Origin of the sequence: Kordiimonas gwangyangensis DSM 19435 = JCM 12864, from assembly GCF_000375545.1 — a bacterium.
Lineage (GTDB): Bacteria > Pseudomonadota > Alphaproteobacteria > Sphingomonadales > Kordiimonadaceae > Kordiimonas > Kordiimonas gwangyangensis.
In genome coordinates this window covers 587,469-603,822 of sequence record NZ_AQXF01000003.1, presented here as the reverse complement: position 1 = coordinate 603,822, position 16,354 = coordinate 587,469, and the positions used below count along the sequence as shown (strand labels likewise).

The 16,354-nt window shown below is 56.3% G+C and carries 18 protein-coding genes; 7 read left to right on the top strand and 11 right to left on the bottom strand.

Annotation, left to right across the window (positions count from 1 at the left end; genetic code table 11):
- The first annotated feature begins 43 nt into the window (after positions 1 to 43).
- Positions 44 to 610 carry a lipid-binding SYLF domain-containing protein gene (locus tag B150_RS0111150; RefSeq protein WP_025896633.1) on the top strand — a complete coding sequence of 189 codons (567 nt, stop codon included), beginning with the start codon at positions 44 to 46 and terminating at the stop codon, positions 608 to 610.
- A gap of 8 nt (positions 611 to 618) precedes the next feature.
- Here the strand turns inward: B150_RS0111150 and B150_RS20720 are convergent, their stop codons facing one another.
- Entirely contained in the window at positions 619 to 1,230 is a 612-nt protein-coding gene (locus tag B150_RS20720) for a TetR/AcrR family transcriptional regulator (RefSeq protein ID WP_020400008.1), read from the bottom strand.
- A gap of 91 nt (positions 1,231 to 1,321) precedes the next feature.
- On the opposite strand from B150_RS20720, the gene B150_RS0111140 reads away from it, so the two are divergent.
- Both B150_RS0111140 and B150_RS0111135 read left to right on the top strand, forming a co-directional pair.
- Complete coding sequence (locus B150_RS0111140) at positions 1,322 to 2,062, top strand: SDR family NAD(P)-dependent oxidoreductase (protein ID WP_020400007.1); 741 nt, start codon at positions 1,322 to 1,324, stop codon at positions 2,060 to 2,062.
- 10 nt (positions 2,063 to 2,072) lie between these two features.
- On the top strand, positions 2,073 to 2,681 hold the full coding sequence (locus B150_RS0111135) for a 2-hydroxychromene-2-carboxylate isomerase (protein WP_020400006.1): 609 nt from the start codon (positions 2,073 to 2,075) through the stop codon (positions 2,679 to 2,681).
- Position 2,682: 1 nt separating this feature from the next.
- On the opposite strand, the gene B150_RS0111130 is transcribed toward B150_RS0111135, so the two are convergent.
- The 5 genes from B150_RS0111130 to B150_RS20710 all read right to left on the bottom strand — a co-directional run bounded on the left by B150_RS0111130 (position 2,683) and on the right by B150_RS20710 (position 6,053).
- A complete protein-coding gene (locus B150_RS0111130; protein WP_020400005.1) occupies positions 2,683 to 3,855 on the bottom strand; it encodes a CCA tRNA nucleotidyltransferase in 1,173 nt (390 codons plus the stop codon).
- Entirely contained in the window at positions 3,842 to 4,183 is a 342-nt protein-coding gene (locus B150_RS23315; RefSeq protein WP_020400004.1) for a hypothetical protein, read from the bottom strand. The genes B150_RS0111130 and B150_RS23315 overlap by 14 nt, the downstream gene beginning before the upstream one ends.
- Position 4,184: 1 nt before the next feature.
- Positions 4,185 to 4,832 (bottom strand): CoA pyrophosphatase, encoded by a 648-nt coding sequence (locus tag B150_RS20715; protein WP_202899503.1) that lies wholly within the window; start codon positions 4,830 to 4,832, stop codon positions 4,185 to 4,187.
- On the bottom strand, positions 4,829 to 5,416 hold the full coding sequence (locus tag B150_RS0111115; protein ID WP_020400002.1) for a DUF1285 domain-containing protein: 588 nt from the start codon (positions 5,414 to 5,416) through the stop codon (positions 4,829 to 4,831). The genes B150_RS20715 and B150_RS0111115 overlap by 4 nt, the downstream gene beginning before the upstream one ends.
- 61 nt (positions 5,417 to 5,477) lie before the next feature.
- Complete coding sequence (locus tag B150_RS20710; RefSeq protein ID WP_020400001.1) at positions 5,478 to 6,053, bottom strand: GNAT family N-acetyltransferase; 576 nt, start codon at positions 6,051 to 6,053, stop codon at positions 5,478 to 5,480.
- A gap of 454 nt (positions 6,054 to 6,507) precedes the next feature.
- Between B150_RS20710 and B150_RS22405 the strand changes: the two genes are divergently transcribed.
- Positions 6,508 to 7,698, top strand: coding sequence for a flagellin (locus tag B150_RS22405; RefSeq protein WP_020399999.1), 1,191 nt, complete (start codon positions 6,508 to 6,510; stop codon positions 7,696 to 7,698).
- A 78-nt stretch (positions 7,699 to 7,776) separates the two neighbouring features.
- On the opposite strand, the gene B150_RS0111095 is transcribed toward B150_RS22405, so the two are convergent.
- On the bottom strand, positions 7,777 to 9,075 hold the full coding sequence (locus B150_RS0111095; protein ID WP_020399998.1) for an OprO/OprP family phosphate-selective porin: 1,299 nt from the start codon (positions 9,073 to 9,075) through the stop codon (positions 7,777 to 7,779).
- A 314-nt stretch (positions 9,076 to 9,389) separates the two neighbouring features.
- Positions 9,390 to 11,441: a methyl-accepting chemotaxis protein gene (locus tag B150_RS0111090; RefSeq protein ID WP_020399997.1), complete on the bottom strand. Its 2,052-nt coding sequence runs from the start codon at positions 11,439 to 11,441 to the stop codon at positions 9,390 to 9,392.
- 293 nt (positions 11,442 to 11,734) lie between these two features.
- On the opposite strand from B150_RS0111090, the gene B150_RS0111085 reads away from it, so the two are divergent.
- Complete coding sequence (locus B150_RS0111085) at positions 11,735 to 12,109, top strand: PRC-barrel domain-containing protein (RefSeq protein ID WP_020399996.1); 375 nt, start codon at positions 11,735 to 11,737, stop codon at positions 12,107 to 12,109.
- Between the two features lie 39 nt (positions 12,110 to 12,148).
- On the top strand, positions 12,149 to 12,307 hold the full coding sequence (locus B150_RS23035; protein WP_020399995.1) for a YqaE/Pmp3 family membrane protein: 159 nt from the start codon (positions 12,149 to 12,151) through the stop codon (positions 12,305 to 12,307).
- An 89-nt stretch (positions 12,308 to 12,396) separates the two neighbouring features.
- Here the strand turns inward: B150_RS23035 and groL are convergent, their stop codons facing one another.
- Positions 12,397 to 14,037: a chaperonin GroEL gene (gene groL / locus B150_RS0111075; RefSeq protein WP_020399994.1), complete on the bottom strand. Its 1,641-nt coding sequence runs from the start codon at positions 14,035 to 14,037 to the stop codon at positions 12,397 to 12,399.
- Between the two features lie 65 nt (positions 14,038 to 14,102).
- The gene (gene groES, locus B150_RS0111070; RefSeq protein WP_020399993.1) at positions 14,103 to 14,390 is read right to left on the bottom strand and encodes a co-chaperone GroES; all 288 of its coding nucleotides are present in this window, start codon (positions 14,388 to 14,390) and stop codon (positions 14,103 to 14,105) included.
- A gap of 182 nt (positions 14,391 to 14,572) precedes the next feature.
- On the opposite strand from groES, the gene B150_RS0111065 reads away from it, so the two are divergent.
- Positions 14,573 to 15,589: a hypothetical protein gene (locus B150_RS0111065; RefSeq protein ID WP_020399992.1), complete on the top strand. Its 1,017-nt coding sequence runs from the start codon at positions 14,573 to 14,575 to the stop codon at positions 15,587 to 15,589.
- On the opposite strand, the gene B150_RS0111060 is transcribed toward B150_RS0111065, so the two are convergent.
- Positions 15,586 to 16,350 (bottom strand): class I SAM-dependent methyltransferase, encoded by a 765-nt coding sequence (locus B150_RS0111060; protein WP_020399991.1) that lies wholly within the window; start codon positions 16,348 to 16,350, stop codon positions 15,586 to 15,588. The two genes, B150_RS0111065 and B150_RS0111060, sit on opposite strands and share 4 nt — an antisense overlap.
- Positions 16,351 to 16,354: the final 4 nt, after the last annotated feature.

Sequence of the window (16,354 nt, the reverse complement as noted above, 5' to 3'; positions counted from 1 at the left end):
TTTCGGCTTTCATGGGAAGCCCCATTCAGGCAGAGGGAAGTAAATGACTGCAAGAATCATGAGTGGCCTGTTGCTTATCATCGCATTGGCATTTCCTGCCACCGCGGCCAGCACGGCAGAAAAACGCGAAAAAATCCTCACCATGCGTGAGCAGGTACTGGCAGAGCTGTTCGACCAGCGCCCGCAAGCCCGCGCCGAGATTGACGATGCGGAAGGCTATGCCGTCTTCTCAAACGTTGGTGTGCAGATTTTCCTCCTCGGTGGTGGCGGTGGTCGCGGCGTGGTCCGTGACGCAAAAACCGGCAAGGACACCTACATGAAAATGGCAACCGCTGCCGTTGGCATCGGCCTTGGCATCAAGGATTTCCGTGCCGTGTTCATCTTCCATAGCCGCGATGCGCTTGAAGACTTTATCGACCACGGCTGGGACATGACAGGTGAAGCTGACGCGGCTGCCCGCACTGGCGACAAAGGTGGCGAGATCGGCGAAGCCGCATCCGTACGCAAGAAGGTCAGCGTCTATCAGTTCACCGATGGTGGTTTGATGCTGCAGGCGTCCCTGCACGGAACCAAATACTGGCAGGACAAAAAGCTGAACAAGGGCAGCTAATAGGCACCTCAAGCAACTGAATACATTGAAGAAGGCGGGGCTTTCCCGCCTTTTTTTTGTTCCGCAAAGCAGGCGCGAAGCTGATGCCGTGCACCCTCCAGAATACGGTCGGACATTGCGCTATCCTCCACCGTGCGTGATAGCACGAGCGCGCCTGCAACGGTGCTCAGTACCATCAGCATCTGCTCCTCCGTCAGGCCAAGCTGAGGCGCAAGCTTGATGGCATAGGTCTCAATACGATTTTGGAATAGACGCTTTACGGTCTCGTCTTTACGAGCCGCTTCACAGGCTACCGCCGCCAATGTGCAGCCCTGCCCCGGCGTGTCGCGGTGCGCGGGCGAGAGATATACCTCAAGGAAAGCATCAAGCGACGGCCCTCCCCTGCGGCCCATAGCGCGGGATAGCCGTTCCTCGTCCTCCTGAAAGGCAAATTCAAGCGCTTGTGCCACCATGTCATCGCGCGAACCGAAGTGCGCATAAAAGCCGCCATGGGTCAGCCCTGCTTCTTTCATGATTGCCGCAACACCAAGCCCATCAAGCCCCGCTTCGCGGAAGCGGGTGGCGGCGATAGACACGATCCGCTCGTGGTTCTCTTTTTTCTGCGCCTGCGAGTAGCCCATAACTGAGTTCCTGATTCACCTTGACCATCTGCATGATGATTATCATATTAATCTACATGATGTCTATCATGCTGATGAACGGGAGGGTTCAGTGAGTTCAAAAAAGATATGCGCCATTGTGGGTGCCGGTGACTTTATCGGGCGTGCCATTGCGCTGCGCTTCGCGCGGGAGGGATACACGGTCTTCGCGGGTCGCAGGAATGGCGACAAGCTGGCGCCCCTTAAGGCTGAAATCGAATCCATGGGTGGCCGGTGCGATATCCGCGCCCTCGATGCCCGCAAAGAGGATGAAGTCACCGTCTTCATGGCGGATGCGGCAGCCGCAGACACCTTATCCGCCGCCATCTTCAATATTGGTGCAAACGTGCAGTTCCCCATCCTCGATACGACCGAACGTGTGTTCCGCAAAGTGTGGGAGATGGCGTGTTATTCAGGCTTTCTCGCTGGCCGGGAAGCAGCACGGCATATGATACCGGCAGGCAGTGGCTCAATCTTTTTCACCGGCGCGACAGCGAGCCTGAGGGGCGGCGCAGGCTACGCAGCCTTTGCCAGCGCCAAATTCGGCCTGCGCGGCATCGCACAGTCCATGGCACGAGAGCTTGGGCCAAAGGGCATCCATGTAGCGCACCTGATCATCGATGCGGCGGTCGATACCGAATGGGTGCGCGGCATGATCACCGAACGCCAGGGCGCAGACGCACTGGGTAAGCTTGGGCCGGATGACCTGCTCGACCCCGCGGCCGTGGGCGAAACCTACTGGCAGCTTCACACCCAGCCCCGTAGCGCTTGGACCCACGAGCTTGATATCCGCCCCTACGGCGAAAAATTTTAAGGAGGAAACCATGGTCAAATGTGAATTCCTGTTCGATTTCGGCAGCCCTAACAGTTACCTCGCATGGAAGGTGTTGCCCGGCATCGAGGAACGCACCGGTGTGCGCTTTGACTATGTGCCGGTGCTTCTGGGCGGCATCTTCAAGGCCACCGGCAACTCCTCACCAGCTGTCGCGTTCGCTGGCGTGAAGGGCAAAATGGCCTATGAGATGCTGGAAATGCGCCGTTTCATCAGCAAACACGGCCTGACAGCGTTCAAGATGAATCCGCATTTCCCGGTCAACACCCTGCACCTGATGCGCGGTGCGATCTTTGCCCGGCAGCAGAACTTGCTGCCCGCCTATATGGATGCGGTGATGCACCACATGTGGGAAGAGCCCAAGAAAATGGATGAGCCTGACGTGATCATGGCTGCCCTTGCTGAGAGCGGACTTGACGCAAGTGCGATTCTTGAAGGCGCGCAGGACGCGGGCGTGAAAGCCGCCCTGTTAGAGAACACCGAAAAGGCAGTCGCGCGCGGCGTGTTTGGTGCACCCAGCTTCTTTGTAGGTGATGAGCTTTTCTTCGGCAAAGACAGGCTGAGCGCCGTTGAGGAGGAGATCCTCGCCCAATCCGCCTAACTCAGACGCGCTTTAAAAGCTCATCGCGCGAGAGGGAAAAATCACTCGCGACCCAATCCTGTTCCAGCTGTTTCATCAATTTCGAGACAGCTGGACCTGCATCCACGCCCGCAGCGATAAGGTCGCCGCCCTTCAGGGGAAACTCCGGCACCGGCCAATCCTTCAAGGTTTGAACCAGTGCTTCGCCGCACACTTCCTGCACAAAAAGCGCACACTTTGCAGCGTCATTCCCATACTGGTATATGAAGGCATGCAGCGCTTCCGGCGTGGCAGGAGCCGTCGCATGCAAGGCGGTCACCACCGCAAGCATCTGTTCCCGCTGCTTTTTTGACAATCGAAAGCGTTTCGCGAATATGGGGACCGCTTCCGGCTCCAGCGCCAGCCACGCCGAGAGACGCAAAATCGCATCAGGCTTAAATTCAAAACGGTCTTCGTTGTCGATGTAGTGCTGAAGACGAACACTATTGAGCGTACCCAGCGGCAACACGGCGGTCGCGCCCGTGCGCTCAAGTGCCGTCAGGGCCTCCATGGGCTTTGGCGCAGCTATGAGCTTAAGCAGTTCGTCCCGCACCCGCTCTGCCGACAAGGCCTTCAGAAGCACGACCTTCTGCTTGCAGGCCGCAAGCCCAGTCTCATCAGGCTGTCCCTTGCCGTACCATGCGTGGAAGCGGAAGAAACGCAGGATGCGCAGCGCGTCTTCTTCAATCCTGGTCTCGGCGTTCCCAATGAAGCGCACGCGACCGGCTTTCAGGTCTTTTATGCCGTCAAATGGGTCATTCAAGGTGCCGTCCGCACTCAGATAGAGCGCATTGAAAGTAAAGTCGCGCCGGGCTGCGTCAGCTTTCCAGTTATCAGTGAAGGCAACAACCGCGCGGCGGCCGTCGGTTTCCATATCCTGCCGGAGGGTGGTGACTTCCACCTTCGCGCTATCTGCGATAGCGGTCACGGTACCATGGTCAATTCCCGTAGGAATCACCTTGATATCGCAGGCTTCCAATAGTTTGGTGGCCTCATGAGGTGTATGGACCGTGGCGGCATCAATATCGTGCACCTTGCGGCCTATAAGGGTGTCGCGTACCACGCCGCCCACGAAACGGATATTCTCAGCCCCGAGGCACTCAACAATGCGTTTAATGCCGGGGCGCTTTAGCCAGTCAGCGTCAATTTTGACCACTGTTATCTTCGCCTTCCTCCTCCCCCGGGAGTTCTTGCGCAGGCTCGCTCTCTTCCTCCGGCACAAACCGGCCCGGTACAACCTGCCCGTTTTCGCTGTGCGGCGGAATGTATCTTGTGCGCGGGTCGCCCATGCGGTCATCAACCAGCTTGAGGCCCACGCCAGCAAGCAGGCCGGTCGCCACAAGCGCAATCAGCGTTTTCTGCAGTTTGGCAAGGTCAGCGGCACGGGCTTCCTCAGTCTTGTCTTCTTTCATGCGCCAACGCAGCCATGCAAGCACCGCAATCACCGGCAGCGACAGTAGAAGAATTCTCAGAAAGATGGCCATATCACCCCATTACCTTACCCCAGGAAGCGGGTGCACTCTCCATGGCGTGTTCCATGACATCGCACAGGTTCACCAGCATCGCCGCTGTCGCTCCCCAGATAAAAAAGTCCCCAAACGGCATGGCATAATATTCGCGCCGCGCGCCCTGCCATACCGCACTCTGCCTTTTGTGGTTACGCCGGTCGAGGATAAAATCAAGCGGCACCTCGAACGCGGCCTCCACTTCCGTAACCTGAAGGGTGAGCTCAAAGCCCGGTTTTACAAGCCCAACAACGGGTACGATCTCAAACCCGGTACCGGTTCGGTAGGTATCGAGAAAACCGCAGACATCGATCCAATTGGATGTCAGCCCCACCTCCTCCTCCGCTTCGCGAAGGGCGGCGGCAACCGCGTCAGCGTCTGTGTCGTCAATCTTGCCGCCGGGGAAGCTCACTTGTCCCGCATGTTTGCTCAGGTGCTCAGTGCGCTTGGTGAGAAGAATGGTTGGCCCCGACGCATGTTCAACAATTGGCACTAGGACCGCTGCATCCCGTGGCGGGCGGTCTTTTTGTGCCAGCAATTTCGCTTCCATATTGAGGTCATAGTCACTGCGCCGCCCACGGGCAGCCGGATTATCGTCCCTCAATGCATCTGCAAGCCAGTCTCTCACATGTCACCGTCGTCAATATCACCTAACGAGAATGTAGTGCCACGGCTGGTGATCGCCAACCGCGCACCGCCATCTTTTGTGACTGTTTCAGCATTCTCGACCAGTTCATAGAAAACTGATCGGGCGATCAATGCCTCAAGCCGCCCACGCACCAGAATGTAGGGCCGCGGCTCACCGGTGGCCTCATCCACTTCAACACGGATCGGATGGTCGGCATCGGCGATCACTTCATCGCCCACATTTGTGGTGAACTTGAACGCTTTGTCAGTCCCCTCACCCACGGCCTCGACACTGGTGGCAACAAAATGCGCGTCTTCTACCTCAATGCCCACTTTCTCGACCGGGGTCACCAGATAGGTTTTACCGTCCTCGTCTTTACGTAGCACAGTAGAGAACAGGCGCACCATGCGTTTGCGGCCAATGGGCGTACCCATGTAGAACCACGTGCCGTCCCGCTTGATCTGCATATCAATATCGCCGCAGAAATCAGGATTCCATTTCTCAACAGGCGGATAACGCTGGCCTTCCACCTGTTTGATGATGTCTTCAAGTTTGATCTGCGTTTTGGTGCTTGCACTTGCCATAAAATACCTCCTGCCCCTCAATAGTAAGGGGCAGGTATGGCAAAGAAAAGACTATGAATGATTAAGCTGCTGCGACCGGCAGGCCTCGGTCATAGCTCCCGACAAGCGCGGGCGCTGTCATGGAGCCCTCAGGCACAGCCGGGATGATCTTGCCAACCGCCGGCAGTGACGGCATGGATGCGCTCTGTTTCACCAGAAGCCGCCGTGCGTCCCGCCCGCCGGGCATGGTGATATAGTTCGGCAGCACATTCTTGAAGCCGAAGCGGCTGTAGTAGCCAATATCACCCACGAGCAGGATACGCTTGTGCCCGGCTTCAGCGGCAGCCGTCAGCGACATGCGCATCAGCTCACCTCCGATGCCGGCGCTGTGCATGGCAGGCGCAACCGCAAGCGGGCCGAGAAGCAATGCTTCGCTGTCCGTGCCGCGCAAGAGGTCGCGCACCAGAATGGGCCAATACCGGATGGTACCTACAATGCGACCGTCAAGGCGCGCTACACGCGACAGTTTCGCAATAGGGTCCACATTGTCCCGAAGGCTGTAAGAAGACTTATTGAACCGGTCCGGTCCAAATGCCGCATCGAGAAGCGCCTCAACCTGCGCTTTGTCGAAGGGCCGTTCTTGACCATAACTGATCATCGGCTTTTCCCATATCAGTGGCACCAAATGATGCCGAAGAGCATAACAACACGTGTAGAATCAGCGTCTTACGTGTCGTCGCATGCGCGTATGCCCGTCGATATGAGTGGTCTTTACCATGGCGTCCATGACAGTTTTGTGTTCAAGAAGTTGCGTATTTATAATTACGCGCGCGCAAGTTCAAGCGACATTTTCTTCGCACCAATGTAGCTGAGTTTATGCATTATTTCGCCCACCCTTCCGGACGGTATTTTCTGCCTGCCCCCCACGTCGCAGATCGGCATATTTTTCCTATGCGGCAGAAAATGCCGATCTGGTTAATAGATAAAATTTTATCAAATACGCAGAATCCTGCGATTTCTTATGGTCGGGTTATTTGGCCCACTTTGTGCATGTAGCATAGTGCCTCGCAAAAGGTGAGGTGGATAAAACACAGAAAGTGCAGGAAATAATCATGGCCTTCTCGGTCAATACAAATGCCGGAGCCTTTGCGGCGCTACGTAATCTGGACGTAACGAACGCACTCGTGGACCGGACGCAAAGCCGGATCAATACCGGCCTTAAGGTAGCCAGCGCCAAGGACGACGCTGCTTCTTTTGCTATTTCCCAATCTCTCAAAGCTGATGTCGCGGGCTTCAAGGCCGTGCGCAGTTCGCTTGATCGCGCCATATCGGAAAACGATGTCGCGCTCGCGGCGGCGCAGGCGATATCTGACTCCCTTATTGAAATGCGCGAGAAAGCTGTCGCCGCGAAAGACAGTGGCCTCGACGCCGCCAGCCGCACGGCCCTGAACAAAGACTTCCTTGCACTCAAGGAACAAATCACCTCGATCGTACAGAACGCCGAATTCAATGGCCGCAACCTGTTGACCGGCGATGCCTCGACCGCAATTACCGATGCAACAGGCTCAACCACGATCAGCACCACAGCGACACAGCTGACACTCAGCAGCCTCAGCCTCGACACGTCTGACCTTGTTACCATCCCCGGCGGATCGGTGACCGGTACCGTCGTCGCGCTTGCGGGTGTCACCATCAGCGCTGGCACCGACGCTGAATTCCGTGCTGCCCTCGTCAATTTGCAGAACGACAACGGTGGTAATCTGGGTGGCGAAACGATTGACGCGTCCACTGGTGTCACAAGTGACGTGGTTACGTCCGGTTTTGCATCCAACGAATTCCAGCAAGGCGTTGCTGCAGCACTAGGGATCACCACGGCAGAGATTAACGGCACAACGGTTGACGGCTTTGCTTTTGCCCCGAACGTGGACGCTGGAAGCCAACTCCACCTCGTCCGCAACGGCGCATCATCCTACCTGACGGTTGGCGATCCGACCGCAGGCATCGGCGATGCATCGTCCCCGGCAGCAGCAGCTACAACAGTCACAAACCTTGACGCCGCCATCGATACGGTCAACGACGTGCTGTCCTCATTGGGCGCCACCGGCAACCGGCTTGATATCCAGCGCACCTTCGCAAGCGGGCTTTCGGATACACTTGAAGTGGGCATCGGCAATATTGTGGACGCTGACCTCTCGCGCGAGGCAGCCAACCTTCAGGCCTTCCAGACCAAGCAGCAGCTCGGCCTGCAGGCGCTCGGCATCGCGAACCAGGCACCACAAAGCGTGCTCTCGCTGTTCCGCTAACGCACCTACCCTATCCAACAGATAAAAAAACGGCGGAGCATCATGCCCCGCCGTATTCAGTTTCTGCTCTATCCCGGCTTACCAGTCGATCTGGAACCGCAGGGTCAGAGCATCAGCGTCGTTCTCTCCGTCGGGGCCGTTGGCCGCGACATTAAATGCTTTGTCAAACGTCATGTGGGCATAGTTCGCCATCACACGGGTGTGACGGTTCAGGTACCAGTTGAGACCTACGAGATAGGTGTCCTGCTCGCCGCCATAAACGCCGCCATCGGTCATGTCGAGGCGGTCAAAGCGTGCAGCAACCTGCCACGCACCCATGCCACCCTTGTGTACCGGGTTGGTAACTTTCGGACGGTCCCAGACACCTTTCTTGAGGTTGAGGGTCTTTTCCTCGCCGGTAATGAACCAACCAGCTTCAATATAACCGCCCCAAAGCTTGGCACTGCCACCGTCCGCAGCCGCATCCTTCGCACGCAGCTCCGAATACTCGGACGCCACATGGAATGCGCCGAGCTGCAGACCTGCTTCAACCACATAGGTAGTGTCGCGGTCCGTCAGCGTACCGGTATCAACAAAGCGGTCCGCAAGGTGGGAGTGTGCGCGCTGGCGGTAGCGGTAGGAGCCGTCGCCGGCATCACGGTACCGGAGCGAAGCACCGGCGATCCATTTACCGCCTTCAAATTCCTGACCGTAAGTCGCACGTGCCGAAAGCGTGTAGCCTTCGTTTTCAAGCGAGTCTTCGTTGTTGCCCCGGAAAGCACCGAGGAACAGGGTCCAGTTGTCGTCGCCGTTCAGGTAGGCGATACCAACGTTGCGACCAAAGGAGAAGGCATCAGTGAACGCGGAACGCTCAGTGAAAGTTGCGTTCACCGAGGAAGTCATTTCTTCAAGCGAGATAGCTGGCTTGAAGTGACCAACGCGCCAGGAGCCGTATTTGGTCGAATATTCTACCAGCGCATCAGCAACGGCTACTTCGTTCCCTGCGAAATCCGCCTCGAGCACATATTTCACATCTTTCCACGCCTTGCCCTGAACACCAATGCGTGCTGCCCGCAGCTCGGTGCCCTTCAGGTCCATGGTGTCATCGCCGTCCGACGCCCAAGCGGAGTCAACGAACACACGACCGCGTACGTTGATTTCAAATAGCCCGTCGTCCGTCGCGAGCGCAAATGCAGGCTCATCCTTGGAAATCTTCGGGCGTTTGGTTTCGCTTTTTTCTGACGCGGCCTGTTTGGCTTCAAGCTCTTCAATGCGTTTTGCAAGTGCAGCAAGCTGCGCCTTGAGGTCATCAATTGATTGCGCGCTTGCCGGCTGCGCAACGATCGTGGTCATTGCCGTTGCGCCCAGCAAAGCCCACAGATGATTTCGCTTCAACATCTGTTCTTCCTATCGTTTCGCCAATCGGAAACAAGCACCCAACTGCCGTCTCCTTGGCTACTGCCCATGTTACCAAGCGGTTTCATGTCTCAGTTGACGCGCATCATCAACATTTGTGTTTAACTTTTGTGACAATTGTTACAGCTGCGCGTCAAATTACATAAGTATCTGATTTAAAAAGATACTTTTATTACATTTTGTCGAATTATCGCCCTCAGCAGACCTCTGAAACATCGTTTGTGACACCCGAATCATAAATTCATCACAAAAGAGACATGGCGTTTCGGCTGCGCCTCAGTGACGACAATTCGACATCAAATCTGCCTTACATCCCGTAGGAAGCCATCCACTTCGCGTTTGATATTGGCTGCAAGCATTTCCAGCTGCTCAGCCGCTGACATCACTTCCGTGGAGGCTGCACCGGTTTTCTCGGCGCCATTGGCCACCTCATGAATTTCGGACGCCACACGCTGGGTGCCTTCCGACGTGTATTGCACGCTGCGGCTGATTTCATTGGTGGTCGCCTGTTGCTCCTCCACCGCGGAGGATACGTTCACCATCACATTGTTCAGCCGGTCGTTAGCCTCGCCAATGGTCTGGATAACCGTTACCGCCACCTCGGTCACATTCTGCATGTCGGCGATTTGTGCAGTGATCTGCTCTGTCGCCTTGGCGGTCTGGTTCGCGAGTGATTTCACCTCGCTGGCAACCACAGCAAAGCCCTTGCCGGCCTCGCCAGCCCGTGCCGCTTCAATCGTGGCATTGAGCGCCAGGAGGTTGGTCTGCTCCGCGATATCGTTGATCAGCTTCACCACGTCTTCGATCTGTTTTGACGACTCCGAGAGTTGCGCCATTGCCTTGCCGCCACGATCAGATGCTTGAACCGCCTCACGCGAAATGGAGTTGGCGTTGTGCATCTGCTGGTTCACTTCAGCGATGGAAGCAGCAAATTCTTCAATTGCTGACGCCATGGCGGAGACATTCTCCTGCATCTGGTTCGCAGCTTCACTGACGGAATTGACTTGGCGGCCCGTGGTGTCTGCCACATCCACCATCTCGCCCGCCGTGTTGCGCATCTGCACAGACGCACCGTCAAGGTTATGAACGGCATCGCCAATCGCACTATCGAATGAGGTGACGAGCGCGTTCAGCTTGTTCGCGCGCTCTTCCCGCCGTGCGGCGGCTGCGCGCTCTGCCTCAACCTTCTCGCGTTCTGCTGCGGCTTCAGCAGCCGCTCTTTCACGTTCTTCCCGCGCTTCTTCTTCCACACGCTTGCGTGCGTCCGCTTCAAGCCGCACACGTTCAGCCGCGCTATCACGCAACTGTTCCGCCGTGCGCGCCATGCTGCCAAGCTCATCGCGGAACTGGGTGCCCGGTACCGTGGTCTGGAAATCGCCACCAGCAATGCCGCTAAGCGCGACTTCAAGCGAACGAACCGGATAGACGGTTGCCTTGATAACAGCCGCCGCAATCAGAAGCGCCAGCACGATCATGACAATGGTGATCATCACAAGGGTCGCAAATGCTGCGGATTCGGCGGCCTCGGCCTCCGCAACCTTCTCGGCATAAAGCCGCCCTGACACTGTATTCAGTGTCTCAAATGGCTCATCCATTCGGCTATAAATTTCGCTGAGCTCGCTCATTTCCTCATCAAGAGTGAGGCGGCGGTCAGAATAGGCCTTGAAAGCTGCGAGGTAGCTATCAAGCCCTGCTGTAATCTCAGCTTTCATGTCTGCCCCGAAACGGGACTGGCTGAGGGCTGCCTTGAATTCCTGCCCACGCGCGTTCACACGGTCGATATACTTGCGGTCGACGCGCATGATGAAGTCTTTCTCATGCCGTCGCAGCATCAGCATCAGGATTTCAAGCTGGTCGTTCCGGTTGGCATCAAGAAGGCTTTCAATACCGTGGACCGCCGCGCGTAGGTCACCCTGCAGGCCGCTTTCCTCATCAAGCCCGATGGCGACATAGGTATCCACAACCTTATGGAACTGGGCTTTGTGCGCCGGTACGGTCGCGGCAAGCTCACCGACCGCGGTCTTCATCTGGCTATTATTCAGGTTGGATTGCAGTGCCTCAAGGTCTTTGCCTGCCTCTGCACTGGCCTCGTCATATAGGCCGACATATTTCATGTCTTGCCTGAGGAAGAAGTCCTTCTCCCGGCGGCGCAGTTGCAGCGCCTGCCGCTCCAGGTCCTTCGTCAGGACATTTATCTTACTAAAATGCTCTGCCTCGTCTGTGGCTTCACGCACTACCGAGTCTGATACAATATGAGTGACCAATACCGCGATGAGTCCTAGGACCCCGACAGCCGCAAGGATAAAAACCCTGAGCGAAATGGATTTATTCTGAAGCCAAGCAAGCATATTCATCCTTCTCCAACGAAGAAAGCCACCCCCCAACCGAATTTAGTCCGAAATTACTGGCATGAACGTTTACCAAACCGCCCCAAGCGTCTGGCAAAACTGTCGTTCATGCGCCTCTCTAGTGTCTTCAGTAAACCCTAAGCGTTAATTTTTAGAAAACATGTTTGGATTGGCGCTTGCCCCGCGCCTTTATGCCTTTTTTATTTCGCGCCCCAGCAAACCGCACAGCAAACCGATGCAGACAGGTTTAAGACTCGTAAGTATTCCGCTTACGCTCGGTTGGAGAGGCTACGATGACCTATCAGGCAGTGACAGTGAAACAGATCCACCAGAAACAGGTGGTTGGGCTATCCGGTGAAAAACTGGGTGTCATCGAGGATGTGGTGATGGGCCCGCACGACGGCGCTTTCAGCCATGTGATCCTTCGCCGTGGCGGCGTGCTGGGCATTGGTGCCACACGCTACGCTTTCCCGTTTTCAGCAATTACCATCTGTGCGGACGGCAAGTGCTGCCGCATCGATATCAGCGAGGACGAGCTGGATCACTTCCCTTGCTTTGAAGGCTCAGACTATTCCGGCCTCAATGATCCCTTTCGCCAAAGAATGATGCCGACCATGCTGGGCGGGGACTTCACGCCTGCGGACCTTGACTTTGTCAAGCAACGCTAACAGGCTTGATCAACAGATCCATTATACAGGGAAATAGATATGGACATTATTCGCATTATCATCGCGATTCTGCTGCCGCCGCTTGGTGTATTCCTTCAGGTTGGCCTTGGCGCGCAGTTCTGGATTAACATCCTCCTGACCATCCTCGGCTACTTCCCGGGCATTATCCACGCCATCTATATCATCGCAAAACGCTGACACTTCGGCGGCAATTGCGAGCATGAAAAAACCTCCCGGAGATTACTCCCCGGGAGGTTTTATTTTTACCGGTTAGCCGGATGGCTGGCTTAGAAGCCCATGCCGCCCATGCCGCCCATGTCCGGCATTGCCGGTGCAGCAGGCTTGTCTTCCGGAATTTCAGCAACCATTGCTTCGGTCGTGATCATCAGACCAGCGATGGAAGCCGCGTCCTGAAGAGCGGTACGTACCACTTTGGTCGGGTCGATGATGCCCTTGGCAACGAGGTTGGTGTACTCTTCGTTCTGCGCGTCGAAACCGAAATCGGTGTCGTCTTGCTCGAGGAGCTTGCCAGCAACAACTGCGCCGTCAACACCAGCGTTTTCGGAGATCTGACGAACCGGAGCCTGCAGCGCACGACGGATGATGTCGATGCCTTTGGTCTGGTCGTCGTTCGCGCCGGTCACGCCTTCGATTGCTTTCGTTGCGTAAAGAAGCGCCGTGCCACCACCGGCAACGATACCTTCTTCAACAGCTGCGCGGGTTGCGTGCAGCGCATCGTCAACGCGGTCTTTGCGCTCTTTCACTTCAACTTCAGTTGCGCCGCCAACCTTGATCACAGCTACGCCGCCAGAGAGTTTTGCAAGACGCTCTTGCAGTTTCTCTTTGTCGTAATCGGAAGTCGTGCTTTCGATTTGCGCTTTGATCTGGTCGCAACGGGCTTTGATGTCGTCCTGCTCACCAACACCGTCAACGATCGTGGTGTCTTCTTTGGTGATGGTAACGCGCTTAGCTTTACCGAGCATCTCGAGGCCAACGTTCTCAAGCTTGATGCCGAGGTCTTCGGAGATAACCTGACCACCCGTGAGGATAGCGATATCTTCGAGCATGGCCTTGCGGCGGTCACCGAAGCCAGGTGCTTTAACCGCAGCGATCTTGAGGCCGCCACGCAGTTTGTTCACAACGAGGGTAGCCAGTGCTTCGCCTTCGATGTCTTCTGCGATGATCAGAAGCGGCTTGCCGGACTGCACAACTGCTTCGAGAAGCGGGAGCATCGGCTGGAGGTTCGAGAGTTTCTTCTCGTGGAGGAGGATCAGCGGGCTGTCCAGCTCAACGGTCATTTTCTCTGCGTTGGTGATGAAGTAAGGCGACAGGTAGCCGCGGTCGAACTGCATGCCCTCAACAACGTCGAGCTCGCTTTCGAGACCTTTGGCTTCTTCAACGGTGATAACACCTTCTTTGCCAACCTTGTCCATCGCTTCCGCGATCATCTTGCCAACAGCGTCTTCGCCGTTTGCGGAGATGGTGCCGACCTGTGCGATCTCGTCAGAGGTCGTGATGTCGCGCGAACGAGCTTTGAGGCTCTCAACAACTTTCGCCGTTGCGATGTCGATACCGCGCTTCAGGTCCATCGGGTTCATGCCGGCAGCAACCGACTTCATGCCTTCGCGAACGATAGCTTGTGCGAGAACGGTCGCGGTCGTCGTGCCGTCACCGGCCACGTCGTTGGTGCGGGAAGCGACTTCCTTCACCATTTGTGCGCCCATGTTCTCGAACTTGTCTTTGAGTTCGATTTCTTTCGCTACCGAGACACCGTCTTTGGTGATGCGCGGTGCGCCGAAGGATTTGTCGAGTACGACGTTACGGCCTTTCGGGCCGAGCGTGGTTTTCACTGCGTTTGCCAGCGTGTCCACACCTTTGAGGATTTTGGCACGGGCCTGTTCGTTGAACTTTACTTCTTTAGCAGCCATTTTATGGGGCTCCTGATATATGATGTTACTGAGATCGAGACGAAAGGGTCAGAGCAACCGGTTGGTTACTCGATGATGCCCATGATGTCTTTTTCTTGCATGATCAGCAGGTCTTGGCCGTCGATCTTGACTTCGGTGCCAGACCATTTGCCAAAGAGAACCTTGTCGCCAACTTTAACGTCAAGCGCGGTTACCTTGCCGTCTTCACCGCGAATGCCGGTGCCAACTGCGAGAATTTCACCTTCGGACGGTTTTTCTTTTACCGTATCCGGCAGAATGATGCCGCCTTTGGTTTTCTCTTCGCTCTCAAGACGCTTGACCAGTACACGGTCATGAAGCGGACGAAAAGCCATGGTTTGTCTCCTGAAAATGATAAACCGTTAAAATATGAATTGTTAGCACTCACTCACCCCGAGTGCTAACGCAAGCCACTATCTATGCCTTAATTGTTACGGCTTCAAGAGGTCTCGGATAGATTTTTTGATTTCTGGGGCAAATACTTTTATGCCTTGTGCGAAACCGCTTGGGGAAAGCCGTGTACAGCGCTGATGACATGTCGTTATACCTGCATATCGGGCACGCCAAGGCGGGTTCGACTTCCATTCAGACATTCCTTTATGAAAACTGGCGCGCCTTGCGTGAGCTGTCGGTCCTGCAGCCAGCGGCGGACCTGACTGTCGCGAGAGAGGACAATCCCCCTGCCAACCCGCTGACCACCCTCATGCAGCAATCAACGGCAGGCACCATGGCAAAGGTGGCAAACTGGATTGCCGAGGTGCGGCGCACAGCAGACGGCCCGGCCAAGTTGGTGCTATCGTCGGAATACCTATTCAACCCCGGCAACGCGACCCTCTTCCGCGAGATCGCGGAGCAGATTCCGGTGCATCTGGTCTATTATATCAGGAGACAGGATGAGCAGTTGATCGCGCTTTGGCGACAGTGGGCGCTTAAAAGCGGTATCGGGCTTGATGAGATTATCGAAAAGCGCATCGCCCAACTTCGCCCCAACTACCGCAAGGTGATGAAAGAATGGCGCGGAAATGTGAAGCTGGCGTCCTGGCATGTGCGCTACATGGCGCCGGCGTTCCTTGAAGGCGGCAACCTGATTTCGGACTTCGCCACCGCAATTGGCGTCGGGACTGATGGACTGGTGCTACCGGGACGGGAGAACCCAAGCCTTGATGGCCGCCTGCTTCATTTCATGAGCCGCCACGCGGATATTCTTGAGGGCCAAAAGCCGGACGCTTTCCTGCGCCTGCTCATGGACCCCGATGAGCCCATCCAACGCACCAAGCTGACCCAAGCGCAGTTCACAGAAATTCACAACCGGTTCGAATGGCAGAACCGCCGCATGCTGGAAGAGTATCACGCGGCGATGGTCGGCACAAAGGTGCTGGAAGAAGCTACCGCGCCCATTGTCACAGCAGCCGACAAGCTGGATATCGCCAGCCAGCATGCCTATATGGCCGCACAGCTTGCACGCCTTGCGGGCCATAAAGACCCGCGACTGCAAATATTGAAGGAACGGCTAGAAGCGGAGATGAAGGGCTAGTCTCGCTTGCGGCCCACAATCACCGGCTGGAAGAAGACACCATCAATGCGCTCCACTGCGCCAAATCCAGCCTCTTCAAAAAGCGCCATCATGCGCGCCGGAGAAAGCGCATAAAAAGCCGCACGCATGGCGTGGGTTTTAAGCTCAGCCTTGCCGTCGTCTGCGGTGAAATACATGGTGAAGTCATAGATGTCTGAGCCGTCATCCCGCCAGTCCCACACCTGATAAACTGCCCAGTTCACACCGTCGTGGCGGCGCACACCAAAGGGATGGAGCTGGCTGCCGCCCTTATCAACCTTGTCATAGTCCCGCATGGTTACCATGCACAGCCCGCCGGGCTTGAGCGCATGGTGAAAGGACTTGAGCGCGGAGAGGATCAGGTCGTCCGACAGTAGGTGCGTCACCGCATTGTCAGCGGAATAGACCACGTCAAATTTGCCACAATAGGTTTCGTGCACCCTGCACATATCGGCGACATGAAAGTCGATAGTCAGGCCACGCTTGTGCGCTTCGGTCTTCGCGCGCTCAATGGAGGCGGGGGACAGGTCAGACGCTGTCACCTGATAGCCGCGTGCCGCTAGGCCCAGCGCCTGTGTGCCGATACCGCACGTCACATCGAGAAGCGCCTCACCACCACCCTGCCCGAGCCGCTCACGGATGATGCCATCAAGCGCCGCAGACTGCCGCGCAATGCTCGCCTCCCAGTCACCATGCACAAGATGGTAAAACGGCGCCATCGGGTCATAGAACTGGTTGGTCATGGCA

What these genes read in the sequence shown, in the direction of transcription:
- B150_RS0111150 (WP_025896633.1), top strand. Translation starts at nt 44, where the DNA reads ATGACTGCAAGAATCATGAGTGGCCTGTTGCTTATCATCGCATTGGCA.
- B150_RS20720 (WP_020400008.1), bottom strand. Translation starts at nt 1,230, where the DNA reads ATGGGCTACTCGCAGGCGCAGAAAAAAGAGAACCACGAGCGGATCGTG.
- B150_RS0111135 (WP_020400006.1), top strand. Translation starts at nt 2,073, where the DNA reads ATGGTCAAATGTGAATTCCTGTTCGATTTCGGCAGCCCTAACAGTTAC.
- B150_RS23315 (WP_020400004.1), bottom strand. Translation starts at nt 4,183, where the DNA reads ATGGCCATCTTTCTGAGAATTCTTCTACTGTCGCTGCCGGTGATTGCG.
- B150_RS0111115 (WP_020400002.1), bottom strand. Translation starts at nt 5,416, where the DNA reads ATGGCAAGTGCAAGCACCAAAACGCAGATCAAACTTGAAGACATCATC.
- B150_RS20710 (WP_020400001.1), bottom strand. Translation starts at nt 6,053, where the DNA reads ATGATCAGTTATGGTCAAGAACGGCCCTTCGACAAAGCGCAGGTTGAG.
- B150_RS22405 (WP_020399999.1), top strand. Translation starts at nt 6,508, where the DNA reads ATGGCCTTCTCGGTCAATACAAATGCCGGAGCCTTTGCGGCGCTACGT.
- B150_RS0111095 (WP_020399998.1), bottom strand. Translation starts at nt 9,075, where the DNA reads ATGTTGAAGCGAAATCATCTGTGGGCTTTGCTGGGCGCAACGGCAATG.
- B150_RS0111090 (WP_020399997.1), bottom strand. Translation starts at nt 11,441, where the DNA reads ATGCTTGCTTGGCTTCAGAATAAATCCATTTCGCTCAGGGTTTTTATC.
- B150_RS0111085 (WP_020399996.1), top strand. Translation starts at nt 11,735, where the DNA reads ATGACCTATCAGGCAGTGACAGTGAAACAGATCCACCAGAAACAGGTG.
- B150_RS23035 (WP_020399995.1), top strand. Translation starts at nt 12,149, where the DNA reads ATGGACATTATTCGCATTATCATCGCGATTCTGCTGCCGCCGCTTGGT.
- groL (WP_020399994.1), bottom strand. Translation starts at nt 14,037, where the DNA reads ATGGCTGCTAAAGAAGTAAAGTTCAACGAACAGGCCCGTGCCAAAATC.
- groES (WP_020399993.1), bottom strand. Translation starts at nt 14,390, where the DNA reads ATGGCTTTTCGTCCGCTTCATGACCGTGTACTGGTCAAGCGTCTTGAG.
- B150_RS0111060 (WP_020399991.1), bottom strand. Translation starts at nt 16,350, where the DNA reads ATGACCAACCAGTTCTATGACCCGATGGCGCCGTTTTACCATCTTGTG.